Here is a 15,374-nt window from a genome sequence, read left to right as displayed (position 1 = left end):
CGGCGCGCGCCGGGACGCGTGGTCGTCAGGGCAGATCAGCCGCCCGCGCCCTCCGAGGAGGTGGGCGTGGGGGTCAGGGGGGCCGCTGGGGACGGGTCGGCCGCCACGGCGTCCGAACCCAGGCCGTACTGCCCGGCGTCCCCGGCCACCTGCTCCCGCAGAGCGTAGACCACCGCGGCCCGGCCGAAGGCCATATCGGCGTTGTCGACCGTGGAGACCTTCCCGGAGGCGTCCCCGTCCGCGCGCACGGCGGCCACGACGCCGGCGGCCGTGGAGACCGGGACCACCCCGGCCACGACCACGCCCTCGCTCGCCTGGTCCAGCCCGGTGGCCAGGGCGACGATGGCGGCGGTCTGCGCTTCGGCGTCCTTGCCCTCGTACGGGGCGGCGGGCGCCATGACCAGCGCGAGCGTGGCCCGCTTGCCCGGGTCGCCGTCCAGCGCAAGCATGCCGCCCTTCTCGAAGCCGTCGAGCACGCTCGTGGCCGTGGGGTCGTCCTTGCCCGCCAGCGTCTTGTCCGACGTCACGACGGCGCTCGCCAGCACCGCCGCGGCCTTGTCGTAGGGGGTGGCGTCGGCGGAGAACGTCAGCGGGGTGGGACTGGCCGTGACGAGCTGGTCGACGGCGGGCGACGGGTCGGCGGTGAGGTACTTCTCGGTGATCGTGACCCGGCCGCTGACCACGGCGCCGGCCGCGGTGAGCACCTGCTGGACCGGCTCGCGCAGCTTGGAGTCGGCGCCCGGGGCCTCGACGATCACGACGCGCTCGCCGGCGAGCGTGCCCTGCACGAGCTGGGGCAGCCGCTCGGCGATGAAGGCGTCGCTGGCGCCGCCGCGCGTCTGCGCCTGGGCGATCTGGTCGTACAGCTCGGCGTTGGTGCCGCGGAGCTGCGCGGTGACCTTCTCCGTCGAGGCGACGAGCGGCGCGTTCAGCACGGTGCTGCCCAGCACGATGCCGATGGCCAGCGCGAGGAAGATCGCGACGATGGAGACGATGTGATAGCGGAAATCGATCACGAGAAGAGCCCGACCAACCAGAAGACGAAACCGTTCCAGGCGTCACGAAGCCCGTTCAGCCAGACCTTGCCCATCGGAGAGAACCACAGCACCACGCTCATGGTGACGACGGCGGTGGCCACCAGCAGCAGCAGCGAGCCGATCGAGATGCGGCTGCGGTAGAGCCTGCTGACGCCCTTGGCCTCCACCAGCTTGCCCCCGACGCGCAACCGGGTGAGAAAAGTGCTGGCCATGCCGGACCGGCCCTTGTCCAGGAACTCGATCAGGGTACCGTGCGTGCCGACCGCGACGATCAGGCTGGCGCCCTTGTCGTCGGCGAGGAGCATCGCGATGTCCTCGCTCGTGCCGGTCGCGGGGAAGACGACGGCCTGCTGGCCGAGCTGCTGCACCCGCTCCAGCCCGGGCGCGCGCCCGTCGCGGTAGGCGTGCACGACCAGCTCGGCGCCGCAGCACAGCGCGCGCTCGGACACCGAGTCGAAGTCGCCCACGATGAGGTCGGGCAGGTAGCCGGCCTCGATCAGGGCGTCGGCCCCGCCGTCCACACCGATCAGGACGGGGCGGTACTCGCGGATGTAGGGGCGGAGGGTGGCGATGTCCTCCTTGTAGTGGTACCCGCGCACCACGACCAGGACGTGACGGCCCTCCATGGTGGTGCGGATGTCGGGGACGCCCACGCCGTCGATGAGAAGGTCCCGCTCGCGGCGGATGTACTCCATGGTGTTCATGGCGAAGTCTTCGATCTGGATCGACAGGCCCGCCCGCGCCTCGGTCATCGCCGCGCTCACGCTCTCGGCGGTGACCGGCTCGCCCTTGCCGACGAGCTCGTCCTCCAGGTAGACCTCGCCCTCATGGACACGCACGACGTCGCCGTCGCGCACCCGGTCGAACAGGTCGGGCGTGGCGTTGTCGATCAGCGCGACCCCGGCGTTGAGCAGGATCTGCGGTCCGAGGTTCGGATAGCGCCCGCTGATGCTGGCGGCGACGTTCACCACCACCGAAGCTCCGCACGCGACAAGAGCCTCCGCGCTCACCCGGTCGACGTCGACGTGATCGACAATCGCGATCTCCCCGGGCCGCAGACGCTTGGTCAGTGTCTTGGTCCGCCGATCGATCCTCGCCACTGCCGTCACCCCGGGAAGGTCTGACGCCTTCCTGCGGCGGAGGCCCTGAACCCTCAAGGTCGGCACCTTCATCACGAACCATCCTGCCAGAGCTTGAGACCAAGATGGGCTCGCTTCACGGCGTGTCAGATTTGTCACTGCCCCCGAATCGCGGACATCCGCCCCGCGATCACCCGATCTCCCTGCCCGCGGTGAGTCATCGCATACCCGGCGAAACGGGCGGGTCCGGCCGTCTTCGTCAGTCCGCCACCTTGTCGGCGGCGGCGATCGACAGCAGTTCCTCGGCGTGCGCGCGACCCAGCTCGGAGTCCTCCAGGCCGGCCAGCATGCGCGACAGCTCGCGCGCGCGGGCCTCGTGGTCCAGCGCCGTCACGCCGCTGCGCACGACACGGCCGTCCCCGGCCTTCTCGACGACCAGATGCTGGTCGGCGAACGCCGCGACCTGCGGAAGGTGGGTCACCACGATCACCTGAGCCGTGCGGGCCAGGCGGGCCAGGCGGCGGCCGATCTCTACGGCCGCCTTGCCGCCCACCCCGGCGTCGACCTCGTCGAACACGAAGGTCGGCACCGGATCGGCGCCGGCGAACACGACCTCGATGGCCAGCATCACCCGGCTGAGCTCACCGCCGGAGGCCCCCTTGTTGAGCGGCAGCGCAGGAGCCCCCGGATGGGACATCATGCGCAGCTCGATCTCGTCGGCGCCCTCGGTGCCGAACTGGCCGCTCGGCGTGACCACCACGACCACACGGGCGTGCGGCATGGCGAGCGCGGCCAGCTCGGCGGTGACGGCCGCGCCGAAGCGCTCGGCCGCCGCGGTGCGGATGCGGGTCAGGTCGCCCGCCAGCTCAGTAAGGCGGGCGGTGAGCTCCTCGCGCTCGCGGGTGAGCTCGGCGATGCGGTCGTCGTCGCCCTCCAGCTCGGAGACCCGGGCGGCGGCGTTCGCGGCCCACGCCAGGACGGCGGCGGTGTCCTCGCCGTACTTCCGCAGCAGGCCCGTCAGCAGCGCGCGGCGCTCCTGCACGGCCGCCAGCCTGGCCGGGTCGGCGTCGACCGATTCGGCGTAGGCGGCGAGCTCGGTGGCGACGTCCGAGACCAGATAGCCGGCCTCGGCCAGCCGGTCGCCGATACCCGCCAGCGCGGTGTCGAACCCGCGCACGGCCTCCACCGCCGCGCGGGCGTGCCCGAGCAGCGAGATGGCGTCCTGGGCGCCCTGGGTGCTCGCCATGGGGTCGCCGAGCAGGGCGGTGTGGGCGGTGACGGCCGCGCTCTTCAGCGAGTCGGCGTGCGCCAGCCGCTCTTCCTCCTGCTTGAACTCGACCTCCTCGCCGGCCTTGGGATCGACCTTCTCGATCTCCTCCAGGCCGAAGCGCAGCCGGTCGGCCTCCTGCTCGCGCTCGCGGGCGCGGGTGGTCAGCTCGTCGAGGACCCCAGTGACGTCTTTGTGCCGTTTGTACGCCTGGGTGTAGGCACGCAGCGGCTTGACCAGCTCCTCGCCCGCGTAGCGGTCCAGGGCCGCGCGCTGGCGGCCCGGCTGGAGCAGCCGCTGCTGGTCCATCTGGCCGTGGACGGCCACGAGATCCTCGGCGAGGTAGGTCAGCGTGCCGACCGGCACCGAACGGCCGCCCAGCCACGCCCGCGAACGGCCCTCCGTCGAGACCGTACGCGCGATGATCAGCTCGCCGTCCTCGACCGTGCCGCCCAGGTCCTCGACCTGCTGGGCCACCCGGCCGCCGGACTCGACGACCAGCGTGCCCTCCACCGACGCGCGGTCGGCGCCCGGCCGGACGCGCGCCGGATCGGCCCTGCCGCCGAACAGCAGCCCGAGCCCGGTCACGACCATCGTCTTTCCCGCGCCCGTCTCGCCCGTGACGACGGTGAGACCCGACGAGAGCTTCAGGACAGCCTCATCGATCACGCCGAGCCCTTTGATCCGGACCTCATCGACCCGTGGCCGCACTGGGTCCCTCCCGCCGTATCGCCGCGCCGCCTCCCGATCGGGCACCTCGCCGGACCGTGTCGGGCATGGCTCGGTCACCTCTCCGTGCGGAGCCGATCCTACGCGGAAATCGCCAAGGTTTTCGATGACTACCCCCGCACATGGGCGCGACCAGGGCGTAAACCCCACACGGACCGGGAGCCGGGCTCGCGCGTCCTGGAGTGTCGCGGCGCCGCCCGGGTACTACGGGCGGACCCGGCCCCGCCAGCCCTGTACGGGCAGGTCGAACTTGGCCACCAGCCTGTCGGTGAACGGCGCCCCGGTGGTGTCCACGTCGTGCAGCCGCGCCAGCCGGACGGGCAGCCCGGCCCGCCGCACCTCCACCCGCACGCCCGGCGGCAGGTCGAACCGGCGGCGGCCGTCGCACCACAACACCGCGCCCGTCGTCCCCGGAAGGATCTCCAGCGCGATGACCGAATTGGGCGAGACCACCAGCGGGCGGGCGAACAGGGCATGGGCGCTGTTGGGCACCAGCAGCAGGGCCTCGACCTCCGGCCAGACCACCGGGCCTCCGGCCGAGAAGGCATAGGCCGTCGAACCCGTGGGAGTGGCGCATATCACCCCGTCGCAGCCCCAGCGCGACAACGGGTGTCCGTCGATCTCGGCCACCACCTCCAGCATGCGGTCGCGCTTCTCGACGCTCGCCTCGTTCAGCGCCCACGTCGAGGCCAGCACCTCGCCGTTGGCCCGGACGTTGACCTCGACGGTCATCCGCTCCTCGACCGTGTAGCGGCGCGCCACGACGCGGTCCACCGCCTCGGCGAGGTCGGCCATCTCGGCTTCGGCCAGGAATCCGACGTGGCCGAGGTTGACGCCCAGCAGAGGCGTACCGGCGGGGCGGGCCAGCTCGGCCGCACGCAGCAGGGTTCCGTCCCCGCCCAGCACCATCAGCACCTCGGCGTCCTCGGCCGCCGTGGGACGCGCGGGCACGACGTCCACCCCGGGGGCGGCGATCTCCTCGGCCTCCGGCTCCATGACGCGGACCGTGAAGCCCGCCTCCAGGAAGCGCTGGATCACCCGCCGCGCGCTCTCGACCGCCGGCTCGCGCCCGGTGTGGGCCGTGATCAGCACCGTACGCTTGACGGCATCCATGCTCGACTCCGCTCGTCCGGCGGGCACTCCGCGCACTACTGGGGACCTTCCGCGACGGCGCGCTCGATCTCGGCGTCGAGATCGGCCACCGGCGCGGGCCCGGGACCTCTCCCGAGCCAGATGAGGTACTCGACGTTGCCCGACGGACCGGGCAGCGGGCTGGCCGTCACGCCGCGCACCTCAAGGGACAGCGTGGACGCCGCCGCCGCGACATCGCGCACGGCGCCCGCCCGCAGCACCGGATCGCGCACGACACCACCCGCCCCCACACGTTCTTTGCCCACCTCGAACTGCGGCTTCACCAGCATGACGAAGTCGGCCTCGGGCGCCGCGCAGGCGGCCAGGGCCGGCAGCACCAGGCGCAGCGAGATGAACGACAAATCGCCTACCACCAGGGACGGCGCCTCGCCCACCATCTCGGGCGTGAGATCGCGGACGTTGACCCGCTCCATCACCGTGACGCGATCGTCCGTGCGCAGCGACCATGCGAGCTGACCGTACCCGACGTCGACCGCCAGCACGTGCGCCACGCCCGAACGGAGCAGCACGTCCGTGAAACCACCGGTCGAGGCGCCCGCGTCCAGGCAGCGGCGGCCGACAACGGCCAGCCCCGCCGGGCCGAACACCTCCAGGGCGCCGAGCAGCTTGTGGGCGCCCCGCGAAACGTAGTCGGCGCCCTGCGCCGCCTCGGCCACCACGATCGCCGAGGCGGTGTCGACCTGTGTGGCGGGCTTGGCCGCCGTACGGCCGCCCACGGTCACCCGGCCCCCGGTGATCAGATCGGCGGCGTGCTCGCGGGAACGGGCCAGGCCCCGGCGTACGAGCTCGCTGTCCAGCCGGGTGCGACGGCTCACCGCGCACGCCCGTGCCGCCACGCGGCCCTGTGGTTCATGTGGTTCATGTCGTACATGGTGGGACCGGCCGGTGCCGCCGCCCTCACTGATGCCCGTTCCCGTTCCCAGGTACGGCGGACGCCTCGTCCACCGAGGCCAGGATCGCCTCCAGCCCCCCGAGCACTTCCTCGAACACCGCGACGTGCTCCCCCACGGGAAGATCGCCGAGGGCGCCCAGCCTGGTCAGGGCGGCCGCCACCCGCGCCTCGCCGCTGCCCGTCCGGGACTCGCCGGTCTCCGTCATCCGTCTTTCCACCCACCCGCATCATCGTCCCACCGCCCGGCACCGCGCCCTGCCGCCGTCCTCGCGGCCCGCGGGCGCGGGCGCCGCGCCCGCGCCCTGTCACGCGAACCCCGGGCAAATCCCACTGCCGGACACCCTCCATTCCCGGTGTCGCTCTTGGTCGCGGCGCGGATTCCGGTCCATGATGGTGTGCTCAACTCGCAGGCGGACGACCGCCTGTGTCACCGCCGTCAGACCCTGACCGTATCGGAAGCCACGACTCGTGCGATGCACTTCTCTTCCCAGGCCGCTCCCGCGAGCCGAATTTCGCGTAGTACTCAAGTGAAACGCTACCTTCCGTAGGTCAGGAGCTTCGGCGCATGAGAAGGGGTAGGACGCATGGCGACCGTCGATGAGTGCCGGGCGGCGCTGGACAAGCTCACCGAGCAGTTCGGCGAGCTGGACGACGAGACCCGTACCAAGCACGTCGTCAACAGGAGTCTGAGCTGCCGCATCACCGACCTGGACGTGACCTTCTACGGCAGGATCCACCAGGACGGGCTCGAACCGTTCACCGACGTGCCCCCGCCGGACGGGCGGCCCGCCGAGGTGCGCATCCGCATCTCCAGCGACGACCTGCTCTCGCTGGTGAACGGCGAGCTCGACATGGGGCGGGCCCTGTTCGGGGGACGCGTGAAGATCGACGCCAGCCTCGGCGACCTCCTCCGCCTCCGAAAACTCCTCTAACCCCCGGGGACTGAACCCCGTTGACGCCCCGGGCCCTCTTGTCGGCCGGCTAGAGGTCCAGGGCCTCGACAACCTGTTTGAGACCGTCCTCCTCCACTGGCCCGCCGGTCGCGCGGGCCCAGGCGGCGGCACACGCCGCACGAAGGCCGTCCACCGGATCACCCACCCCTGTCAGCCGCAGGCGATCTCCCTCCCAACCGGCCGTCCAGCCCGCGCGGGTCCACGCGTCCCCCTCCTGGGCGACCGGCGCGGGCGGTAGGTGGAGGGCGGACAGGTCGGCCGCGATGTGCGTGGGGCGGTGCTCGGGCGGTGCCGTCAGCAGGTCCATCGGACCGGTCACGCCCGTCAGCACGAGCAGGCTGTCGACGCCCGCGCGCGTGGCGGCCTCGATGTCGGTGTCCAGCCGGTCCCCCACGATCAACGGGCGCTCCGCGCCGGTACGCAGCATCGACTCCCGATGCAGGGGCGGCTCGGGCTTGCCCGCCACCACGGGCGCGACGCCGGTCGCGGTGGCGATCACACGGGTCATCGCCCCGTTGCCCGGCAGCACCCCCCGGTTGGTGGGCATGGTCGTGTCCGCGTTGGCCGCGACGAACCACGCCCCCTGCCGTACGGCCAGCGTGCCCTCACAGAGCAGACCATAGGAAAGATCGGGTGAGATGCCCTGGGCGACCGCCACCGGCTCCTCGGCGGCCGTCGTCACCGGGCGAAGCCCCCGCGCCCGTACGGCCGAGCGCAGCCCCATCCCCCCGACCACCAGCACCGGCGAGCCCGGGGGCACCCGCTCCGCGATCAGCCGCGCGGCCGCCTGCGCCGAGGTCACCACGTCGTCGGGGGTGGCGGGCGCGCCCAGATGAGCCAGGTGTTCGGCGATGGCGGCCGGAGTGCGCGAGGCGTTGTTGGTGACATAGGCCAACCGCACCCCGGCGTCACGAGCCTGGACGAGCGCCTCCGGCGCACCCGGCACAGCCTGTCGTCCCAGATACACGACCCCGTCGAGATCGAGCAACAGGGTGTCGTAAGAGTCGATCAACACGGAGTCCATGCCCCTACTATGTCCGATCCAAGAATCCCCAAGACCCACTCCCCACTGAACCGATCCCCGGCCTCCGCCCCCCACCGCCCCCCTCCGGCTACGGCACCGCGCCGCAGACGTGTCAGGTCTCTCTCGCTCGGAGGGTGGCCCTTACCTGTTTGAGGGCCGACACGTAGTCGCGGGAATCAGGGCGCATGGCCACCGCGATGGCCAGGGGTTCCTGTGCCGCCTCCATGTCGCCGGTGCGCCACAAAGCCATGCCCAGGCCGAAGTACGCGTAGTCCTCGGTGGGGTTGGCCGAGACGATCCAGCGGAAACTGTCGGCGGCGTCTTCGTAGCGCCGCGAATTGAATTGCGCCCGGGCGAGCGCCTCCCTGATGCTGCGGGAATCGGGCTCGGCATCGGCCGCCCGGGCCAGGATGGCCGCCGCCGCGGCCGGGCTGCCGTCCTTCAACAGCTTTACTCCGCGCTGAAACCACTCGTAGACATCACCCGCAGGAGCACTCGGCTCGTAGTCGGGGGATTCAGGCTGGCCTCGTCCCTGCGTCATTTCCTCGAAGCCTCCTTCAGGTGACCTGTGATTCCGGCTTTCCGACGAGCCGGTCAACGCAACGATGTCGGGGCTGTCTCTGAGTGGCCGAGGGCCTTATGGCACCATGCCCGGTATGGCGATTCCTGAACTGCCGTCACCGGACGGACTGGTACTACGCCCATTTCGCGGCGTGCGATTCGCCGTCGACGATTTGGCCGCAGTCACCTCCCCACCGTACGACCTCATCCCGCGGGAAGACGTGCAGCCCCTTCTTGACGTCCACTCCAACAATGTCGTGCGGCTGATCCTTCCCGGCACCGACCAGCGGCGTTACGGCGAGGCCCGCGACACCTTGCACGCGTGGCTGGAATCCGGCGTCCTGGCCGCGGACGACCTCCCCGCCCTCTACGTGTACGAACAGAGCGCCCCCGGTCTCGTGGTGCGGGGCCTCATCGGCGACCTCGCCCTCTCGGCCCCGGAGGACGGCATCGTCCTCCCGCACGAGAACGTCATGCCCGGCACGGTCGCGGACCGGCTCGCGCTCATGCGGACGACCGAGAGCAATCTCGAACCCATCTTCCTCCTCTACGACGGCAAGGGCGCCCTCGCGCCGCTCATCGACGACGTGGCCTCCACCCGGCCGCCTCTGGTCGACGTCCGCACCGACGACGACATCGTCCATCGCCTGTGGGCCCTGACCGACCCGGCCGAACTGGACACCGTGGCGGCCGGGCTGCACGACCACCAGGCTCTGATCGCCGACGGCCACCATCGGTACGCCACATACCTGGCGCTCCAGCGCGAGTACCACGCCGAAGGGCGCGGTCCCGGGCCCTGGGACTACGGCCTCGCGCTTCTGGTCGACTCGACGGCCTACCCCCCGCACCTCAAGGCCATCCACCGCGTCATCCCCGGGCTTCCCCTGGCCGAGGCGGCGGCGCGCGCCAAGGGGGCCTGGCAGGTGCACGAGCACGCCCACGTGGAGGACGCCCTCGCCGCACTCGCCGCGGCCCAGGGACCGGCCTTCGTCCTGGCGGGCAACGGTCCGAGCCATCTGCTCACCGACCCGGACCCGGTCCAGATCGACCACGCGATGCCGGGGTCGCGGACGGCCCGATGGAAGTCGCTCACCACCTCGATCTTGTCGGAGTTCCTCCTGCCGAAGGTCTGGGGACTGCGCGACGACGAGCGGACCGTGCGCATCGTCCACCACGACCCCCTGCTCGCCGTCCGGATGGCTCGCCGCGAGTCGGGCACCGCCGTGATCGTGCCGTCCCTGTCCGTGGAGGACGTGTACGCCATCGCGGCGGGGGGCGAACGCGTACCGCGGAAGTCCACCTCGTTCGGCCCCAAGCCCCGCACCGGGTTGATCCTCCGCACCTTCGCCACCGGCTGACGGCCGGTTCGGCGACCGGCCCGCACGCTCTCCCATGCCGCCACGGGCTTCCTCTACGGAGCAGCCGTGGCGGCGTGTGGGAAGACGGCCTCTGAAGCGTGAGCGTCTCTGATTGGCTTAGCGATCCTGTGCGTTACACAGAATCAAGGCACAACGAGCTGCCCGGTATTCACCGATCGTCTTCGCGCCCTGGTGCCGGCAACCGAAGCCGCCGGCCCGTCGAGCACGCCCCTCCGGACGCCGACCGGCCAGGCGTGCACAGCCCGACCGGGGAGGGTGCCCGACGTCGCCTGGGCGCCGGCGTGCCGGTAACGGCATGCCACGACATGACTACGATTCGCTAATCGAATCAGAAAGCCTTCGTACTCGGTGCACCTCGACCTCGTAGGTGCTCGACCCACCCTCGGGCTGGTTCCAGAACCGGTGGTGGAGGGCTCCCTCGACGCTGACCACGTCGTCCACGCCGAACTGCGTCACGACGGCCGCCACCTCGGATCCGAAGGCCACGCAGGCGATGCCGTCGGACTTCTTGTTGCTGGGATGACCGGGCGGACGCCGGACGGCGAGACCCCAGCTCGTCACCCGGTCGCCGCTGGGCAGTTCCTTGCAGACGGGCGCCCTGGACACGCGCCCGACCAGCATGACCTCGTTGCGGTGCACCACGTGCTCTTCCATCGGATCCCCCTCGATCACTCGAATCGCTCGATCGGGGCCCATTCTTGGGGTCGGGGACGGCGGAATGAGGGCCGAGCGTCATTCTGTGGATAACTTCGCGCGCGCCAGACACGGCCCCCGCGCCGGCCGAGGTCGAAGGAAGCGGCGGCGAGACCGGCAGCGCACCGATCCGGGCACTGCCATGACGGATATACCGATTAGCGCTCTCGGGTATGACGCGGATAGGCGGCTACGAAAAGGCCCGTTATTTCCCCCAGGCGGCGGGCAAGCGGGGCGAACCAGGGTCACATCGCGTCCCGGATGTGCCCTACGCTCGTCAGCGAACCCGCACCGACCCGCCGGCCTGCAAGGGAGTGATCTGTGGACAACGTGACACCGCTCGGCGGTGACGTCTACGAGATCGACACGCGGATGGCGGGATACGCCGGGATCACGGCCGGCTACCTGATCCTCGGCGACCGCCCCTGCCTGGTGGAGACGGGAACCTCCACATCGGCGCCGGTGGTCCGCGACGCCCTCACTTCTCTCGGTGTGGGCCCGGACGATCTCGCCACGGTCGTGGTCACCCACATCCACCTGGACCACGCCGGAGGCGTCGGCGACATCGCCGGGTACTACCCGTCCGCCGAGATCGTCGTCCACGAGAAGGGAGCGCGGCACCTGACGGACCCGTCACGTCTCATGGCCAGCGCCCGCATGGTGTGGGGCGACCAGGTGGACAGGCTCTTCGGCTCGCTCGCCCCGACCGACGCCACACGCATCAGGACCCTCGGCGACACCGGCTCCATCGACCTCGGCGGCGGCCGCGTCCTGGGGGGCCACTACTCCCCGGGCCACGCCAAGCACCATGTGGGCCTGCTCGACTCCGCCACCGGCGACCTCTACGTCGGCGACGCGGCGGGCGTCTACCTTCCCGAGACCGGCGACCTGCGCCCCGCCACCCCGCCGCCCGACTTCGACCTCGAGACCGCGCTCCGCTCCGTCGCGCTGTTCGGCGATCTGCGCCCCCAGCGGCTGCTGTTCAGCCATTACGGACCGGTGACCGACGTCGCCGCCACGTTGGAGCGGTCGGCCGAGGAACTGCACATATGGGTGGATCTGACCAAGCAGGCGCACACGGCGGGCATGGACCTCGATCACGCGGTCGCGATGGTCTGGGACAGGACGCGCGAACGCTATGCCGCCCTGACCTCAGGCGATGAGGAGACGGCGGAGCATTTCGAGTTGCTCAGCGGCGCGCCCTCGAATGTGGCGGGCATCATGCACTGGCTCGATCTCGCCAAGCCGGAGTCCACCTGAGCCCGTCCAGCCCGGCCACCGCTTAAACGCGGAGGCCGGGCTCGAATTTCCATGAGCATGCATAGGAACGATGCGGGGTGGGAACCATGTCTGGCGGGCGCCGCGCGCCTTCACGCTAGGCGGCGCCCACCAACTCCCCCTCGCGCGCCTAGGCCTTGCGCTTGTCGGACTTGTCCGGCTTCTCCATGGGTTCGTCATGGTCATCGAGGTCGTCGCCCGAGTGTGCGGCGTTCACGTCGCCGAAGTCGGGCTCGATGAACGCCGGAGCCATCCCCGGCTCCAGCCGCACGCGCCCGCCGGTGGGCCCCAAGATGTCACCCTCGATGTCGTCGTCCTCGTCATCGACGTCCTCGGCGACGGCCGCGCCCTCGGACGAGGCTCCGGCGGCAGCGGGTTCTTCCCCGGGCGCTCCGCGCTCGGCGACAGGCTCCCGCGTCGCCGCGGCGGTGGCGTTCGCGTTCTCGTCGATGTCCTCGGCGTCGTCATCGGCGGCGTCTTCGACCAGGATCGCCCCGCCGGCACGGTCGTCCTCATCGTCATCGAGGTCGTCATCGGCGTCGATGACGTCGTCCAGGTCCTCCCCGGCCTCGTCGTCGACATCGCCTTCCGCGTCGTCGAAGTCATCGAACGACTCGTCGTCCTCGAGTTCCTCGACGTCCTCGATCACCGCGCCGGTCAGCTCCGCGTAGCGCTCGGCGGCGTCCGTCTCACCGTCCTCGTCGAACGCCATCGCGCGCTCGAACCAGTCGGTGGCGGCCTCCACGTGACCCGCCTGCGCGAGCGCGTCCGCGTAGGCGAACGTCAGGCGCGCCGACCACGGGCGAGGCTCCTGGACACGCAGCTCCGGCAGGCGCTGCAGCGTGATCACGGCGGCGTCGTGCTGCCCGAGGTCACGCCGGGCCCCGGACTCGACGATCGCGAGCTCGATGCGCCCGGCCCGGTCGAGACGCTCAGCCTCGGGAGAACGCACCAGGTCGAGGGCACGCTCCGGACGGCCGAGGCCGCGCTCGCAGTCGGCCATGATGGGCAGGAACTCGTCTGAGCCGGTCAGCCGACGCGCCGCCCGTAGATCGCTGAGGGCCTCCGCGTACTGGCCGGCGCGGTATGCCGCCAGGCCGACCGCCTCACGCACGACCCCGATGCGGGCCGCGAATCTGCGCGCGACCTTCGCGTGCTCGTAGGCCAGTTCCGGATCATCGTCACCCAACGCGCGCTCCGCGGCCACCAGGTGACTGGCGATCTTGTCCGCGAGGTCGTTCGGGAGAGCGCGCAGCTCGTCCCGGATCTCCTTGTCCAGCTCGTCAGGCGTGATGTCGGGCGCGAGCTCGGGAATGGGGGCCTGCTCCTCCCGCGCCGCACGCGGGGTCTCACGATCGAAGGGCCGGCCACGCTCACGGCCGTACCGCGCACGGGTGCCGCCACCCTCGGCCTGCCCGGGCCCGGCACGGAACTCACCGGAGCCCCGCTCATCCCTGTCCCGGTACCCTGACGACCGCCCGCGATCTCCCTCGAACGTCCGCCCGCCGCGCGGCCCACGGTCGTCCCGAGCCTCACGGCCCTCACGGCTGAACGGACGCGGTCCCGCGCCACGCCGATCGTCCCGCCCGAACGAACGCCCATCGCGATCGTCCCGGCCGTACGGCCGATCGTCACGCCGGTACGGGGGACGCTCGCCGAAGCCGCCCCGGTCGTCACGATCCGGCCGGCCTTCACGGCCTTCACGGTTGAAGGGGGGACGCGATTCCCCGCCCCGGCGATCGTCGCGCTCGAAAGAGCGGCCGCCGCGTCCCGGACGATCATCGCGGTCGAACGAACGAGGACCCCGGTCGCCACGGCCGGAGAAGCGATCTCCTCCACCGCCCTGGCTCCCTCGGTCGAACGAACGGCTCTCACGGCCGTACCGATCGTCTCTGCCCGACGGGCGGCCGCCACCGGCGAAACCACGGTCGTCGCGGCCGTAGCGGCGCTCACCGGAAGCCCCGCGGTCATCGCGGTACGACGGACGGCTGTCACGGTCACCACGTTCATCGCGGTTGTACGGACGCCGACCCTCGCCCTCGCCGCGTCCTTCACGGCTGAACGGGCGCGGGCCCGAGGCGCCTCTGCGGTCGTCTCTCTGGAAGGGCCTGCCGCCGCGCTCACCCCGGTCGGACTGGTAGGGCCTGCCGCCGCGATCATCAGAACGGTGGTAACCACCGCGGTCATCGGAGCGGTTGGGCCGCCCGCCACGGTCGTCACGTTGGGGCCGCCCGTAGCCGTCCCCCTGGCCGCCTTCACGCCGGTCCCCGTAACGCGACTCGGGACGGCCTCCTTCACGATAGGGACGGTCCTCCCGCGAGCCGTACGAACCACGGCCGGAGCCGCGATCACGGTCATCACGGTTATAGGGACGTTCGCCGCCGTAACCACCGCGCTCGCCGCGCTCGGAGGGACGGCCGTCGCGATCAGAGAAACGGCCGGGACGGTCCCCACCGCTGTCTCGGCCGAACCCCCGGCCTCCGCGGCCCTCACGGTCGAACGGCCGATCGCCGCCCCCCTCGCGCTGGAACGGGCGACCTCCCCGAGAGTCACGGTCGCGGGACCCGTAGGAGCCGGCCGGACGCCCCTCGCGGCGCTCACCGTAGCGCGGACCGTCCCCTGGACGTCCTTCCCGGCGCGGTCCACCGCGGTCACGCTCGAACGAGCGGCCGTCCCTGCCTCGCTCGGAGCGGTCGCCACGGAACCCGCCAGAGCGCTCGCCCGAGCGGGATCCGCCGTCGTCGGGACGGCCCGAGTCCTCACGTCCGTTGTCTCTGTTCACTTCTGTCCTTAGTCATTCGCAGACCACGTGCATCATGATCGCGTTCGTCCATCGCGCCGCCGACCGTGTGGAGAGGGGACGGTCCGTCCGGCCGCGAGCCACAGGCCCGTTCGCGCTCTGTCGCTGCTCGCCCTCGGCGCCTTACGCGACGATGGCCACCCGCCCATGGGGTGGCCAGCACCACCAGCCTAGCAAGCCACCCAAGCCCACCGGTCCGCCGCGCAAAGTTCTCTCTACGCGCCTGTCCTTTCCCTGCGGCCCGCCACGTCCCCGAGAACCCCGTCCGCCGCTGAAGGTTCGTGCCACACAGAAACCCGGGCTGCTCCAGGCGGCCGACGACACCCTGAAAACGCAGCCCACGACTCGGTACAGGAGACGAAAGACCCGCATACGAAAGGCGCCTATAACGCAGGAGGGCCACCCGAAGCCTCGGGTGGCCCTCCTACATCAATCAAAAATTGTCCGGCGGTGTCCTACTCTCCCACACCGTCCCCGGTGCAGTACCATCGGCGCTGGAAAGCTTAACTTCCGGGTTCGGAATGTAACCG

15 protein-coding genes and 1 rRNA gene are annotated in these 15,374 nt (G+C 71.2%); 5 read left to right on the top strand and 11 right to left on the bottom strand.

Annotation, left to right across the window (positions count from 1 at the left end; genetic code table 11):
* Positions 1–35: 35 nt before the first annotated feature.
* The 6 genes from AB0M95_RS29910 to AB0M95_RS29885 form a co-directional block, all read right to left on the bottom strand.
* Entirely contained in the window at positions 36–1,016 is a 981-nt protein-coding gene (locus AB0M95_RS29910) for a copper transporter (protein WP_363771569.1), read from the bottom strand.
* Complete coding sequence (gene steA / locus AB0M95_RS29905; RefSeq protein ID WP_363771668.1) at positions 1,013–2,209, bottom strand: putative cytokinetic ring protein SteA; 1,197 nt, start codon at positions 2,207–2,209, stop codon at positions 1,013–1,015. Before steA ends, AB0M95_RS29910 begins: the two co-directional genes overlap by 4 nt.
* Before the next feature lie 166 nt (positions 2,210–2,375).
* Positions 2,376–4,094, bottom strand: a complete 1,719-nt coding sequence (gene recN, locus AB0M95_RS29900; RefSeq protein WP_363771566.1) for a DNA repair protein RecN — start codon at positions 4,092–4,094, stop codon at positions 2,376–2,378.
* Between the two features lie 222 nt (positions 4,095–4,316).
* Positions 4,317–5,225: an NAD kinase gene (locus tag AB0M95_RS29895; protein ID WP_358521983.1), complete on the bottom strand. Its 909-nt coding sequence runs from the start codon at positions 5,223–5,225 to the stop codon at positions 4,317–4,319.
* A gap of 35 nt (positions 5,226–5,260) precedes the next feature.
* A complete protein-coding gene (locus AB0M95_RS29890; RefSeq protein ID WP_363771563.1) occupies positions 5,261–6,079 on the bottom strand; it encodes a TlyA family RNA methyltransferase in 819 nt (272 codons plus the stop codon).
* 82 nt (positions 6,080–6,161) lie between these two features.
* Positions 6,162–6,362, bottom strand: a complete 201-nt coding sequence (locus tag AB0M95_RS29885) for a hypothetical protein (RefSeq protein ID WP_363771560.1) — start codon at positions 6,360–6,362, stop codon at positions 6,162–6,164.
* 378 nt (positions 6,363–6,740) lie between these two features.
* On the opposite strand from AB0M95_RS29885, the gene AB0M95_RS29880 reads away from it, so the two are divergent.
* Positions 6,741–7,088: an SCP2 sterol-binding domain-containing protein gene (locus tag AB0M95_RS29880; protein ID WP_358521991.1), complete on the top strand. Its 348-nt coding sequence runs from the start codon at positions 6,741–6,743 to the stop codon at positions 7,086–7,088.
* Between the two features lie 49 nt (positions 7,089–7,137).
* Here AB0M95_RS29880 and AB0M95_RS29875 read toward each other — a convergent pair whose 3' ends face one another.
* Positions 7,138–8,133: an HAD-IIA family hydrolase gene (locus AB0M95_RS29875; protein WP_363771558.1), complete on the bottom strand. Its 996-nt coding sequence runs from the start codon at positions 8,131–8,133 to the stop codon at positions 7,138–7,140.
* Positions 8,134–8,245: 112 nt separating this feature from the next.
* Positions 8,246–8,674, bottom strand: a complete 429-nt coding sequence (locus AB0M95_RS29870) for a tetratricopeptide repeat protein (protein WP_358521995.1) — start codon at positions 8,672–8,674, stop codon at positions 8,246–8,248.
* Between the two features lie 115 nt (positions 8,675–8,789).
* Here AB0M95_RS29870 and AB0M95_RS29865 point away from each other — a divergent pair, with 115 nt between their 5' ends.
* The gene (locus AB0M95_RS29865) at positions 8,790–10,052 is read left to right on the top strand and encodes a DUF1015 domain-containing protein (protein ID WP_363771556.1); all 1,263 of its coding nucleotides are present in this window, start codon (positions 8,790–8,792) and stop codon (positions 10,050–10,052) included.
* 330 nt (positions 10,053–10,382) lie between these two features.
* Here the strand turns inward: AB0M95_RS29865 and AB0M95_RS29860 are convergent, their stop codons facing one another.
* Positions 10,383–10,727 (bottom strand): single-stranded DNA-binding protein, encoded by a 345-nt coding sequence (locus tag AB0M95_RS29860; RefSeq protein WP_358522001.1) that lies wholly within the window; start codon positions 10,725–10,727, stop codon positions 10,383–10,385.
* Positions 10,728–11,087: 360 nt separating this feature from the next.
* On the opposite strand from AB0M95_RS29860, the gene AB0M95_RS29855 reads away from it, so the two are divergent.
* A complete protein-coding gene (locus tag AB0M95_RS29855; protein WP_363771553.1) occupies positions 11,088–12,026 on the top strand; it encodes an MBL fold metallo-hydrolase in 939 nt (312 codons plus the stop codon).
* Between the two features lie 148 nt (positions 12,027–12,174).
* Here the strand turns inward: AB0M95_RS29855 and AB0M95_RS29850 are convergent, their stop codons facing one another.
* Complete coding sequence (locus AB0M95_RS29850) at positions 12,175–13,233, bottom strand: hypothetical protein (protein WP_363771551.1); 1,059 nt, start codon at positions 13,231–13,233, stop codon at positions 12,175–12,177.
* A gap of 21 nt (positions 13,234–13,254) precedes the next feature.
* On the opposite strand from AB0M95_RS29850, the gene AB0M95_RS29845 reads away from it, so the two are divergent.
* Both AB0M95_RS29845 and AB0M95_RS29840 read left to right on the top strand, forming a co-directional pair.
* Positions 13,255–13,515, top strand: coding sequence for a hypothetical protein (locus tag AB0M95_RS29845; protein ID WP_363771548.1), 261 nt, complete (start codon positions 13,255–13,257; stop codon positions 13,513–13,515).
* 696 nt (positions 13,516–14,211) lie between these two features.
* Positions 14,212–14,838 carry a hypothetical protein gene (locus AB0M95_RS29840; RefSeq protein WP_363771545.1) on the top strand — a complete coding sequence of 209 codons (627 nt, stop codon included), beginning with the start codon at positions 14,212–14,214 and terminating at the stop codon, positions 14,836–14,838.
* 448 nt (positions 14,839–15,286) lie between these two features.
* Here the strand turns inward: AB0M95_RS29840 and rrf are convergent.
* Positions 15,287–15,374: ribosomal RNA gene (gene rrf / locus AB0M95_RS29835) — 5S ribosomal RNA — on the bottom strand; the annotation flags it as partial.

The organism is Sphaerisporangium sp. NPDC051017 (assembly GCF_040683095.1).
Taxonomy (GTDB): Bacteria; Actinomycetota; Actinomycetes; order Streptosporangiales; family Streptosporangiaceae; genus Sphaerisporangium.
This window is presented reverse-complemented; position numbering and strand designations above follow the sequence as displayed.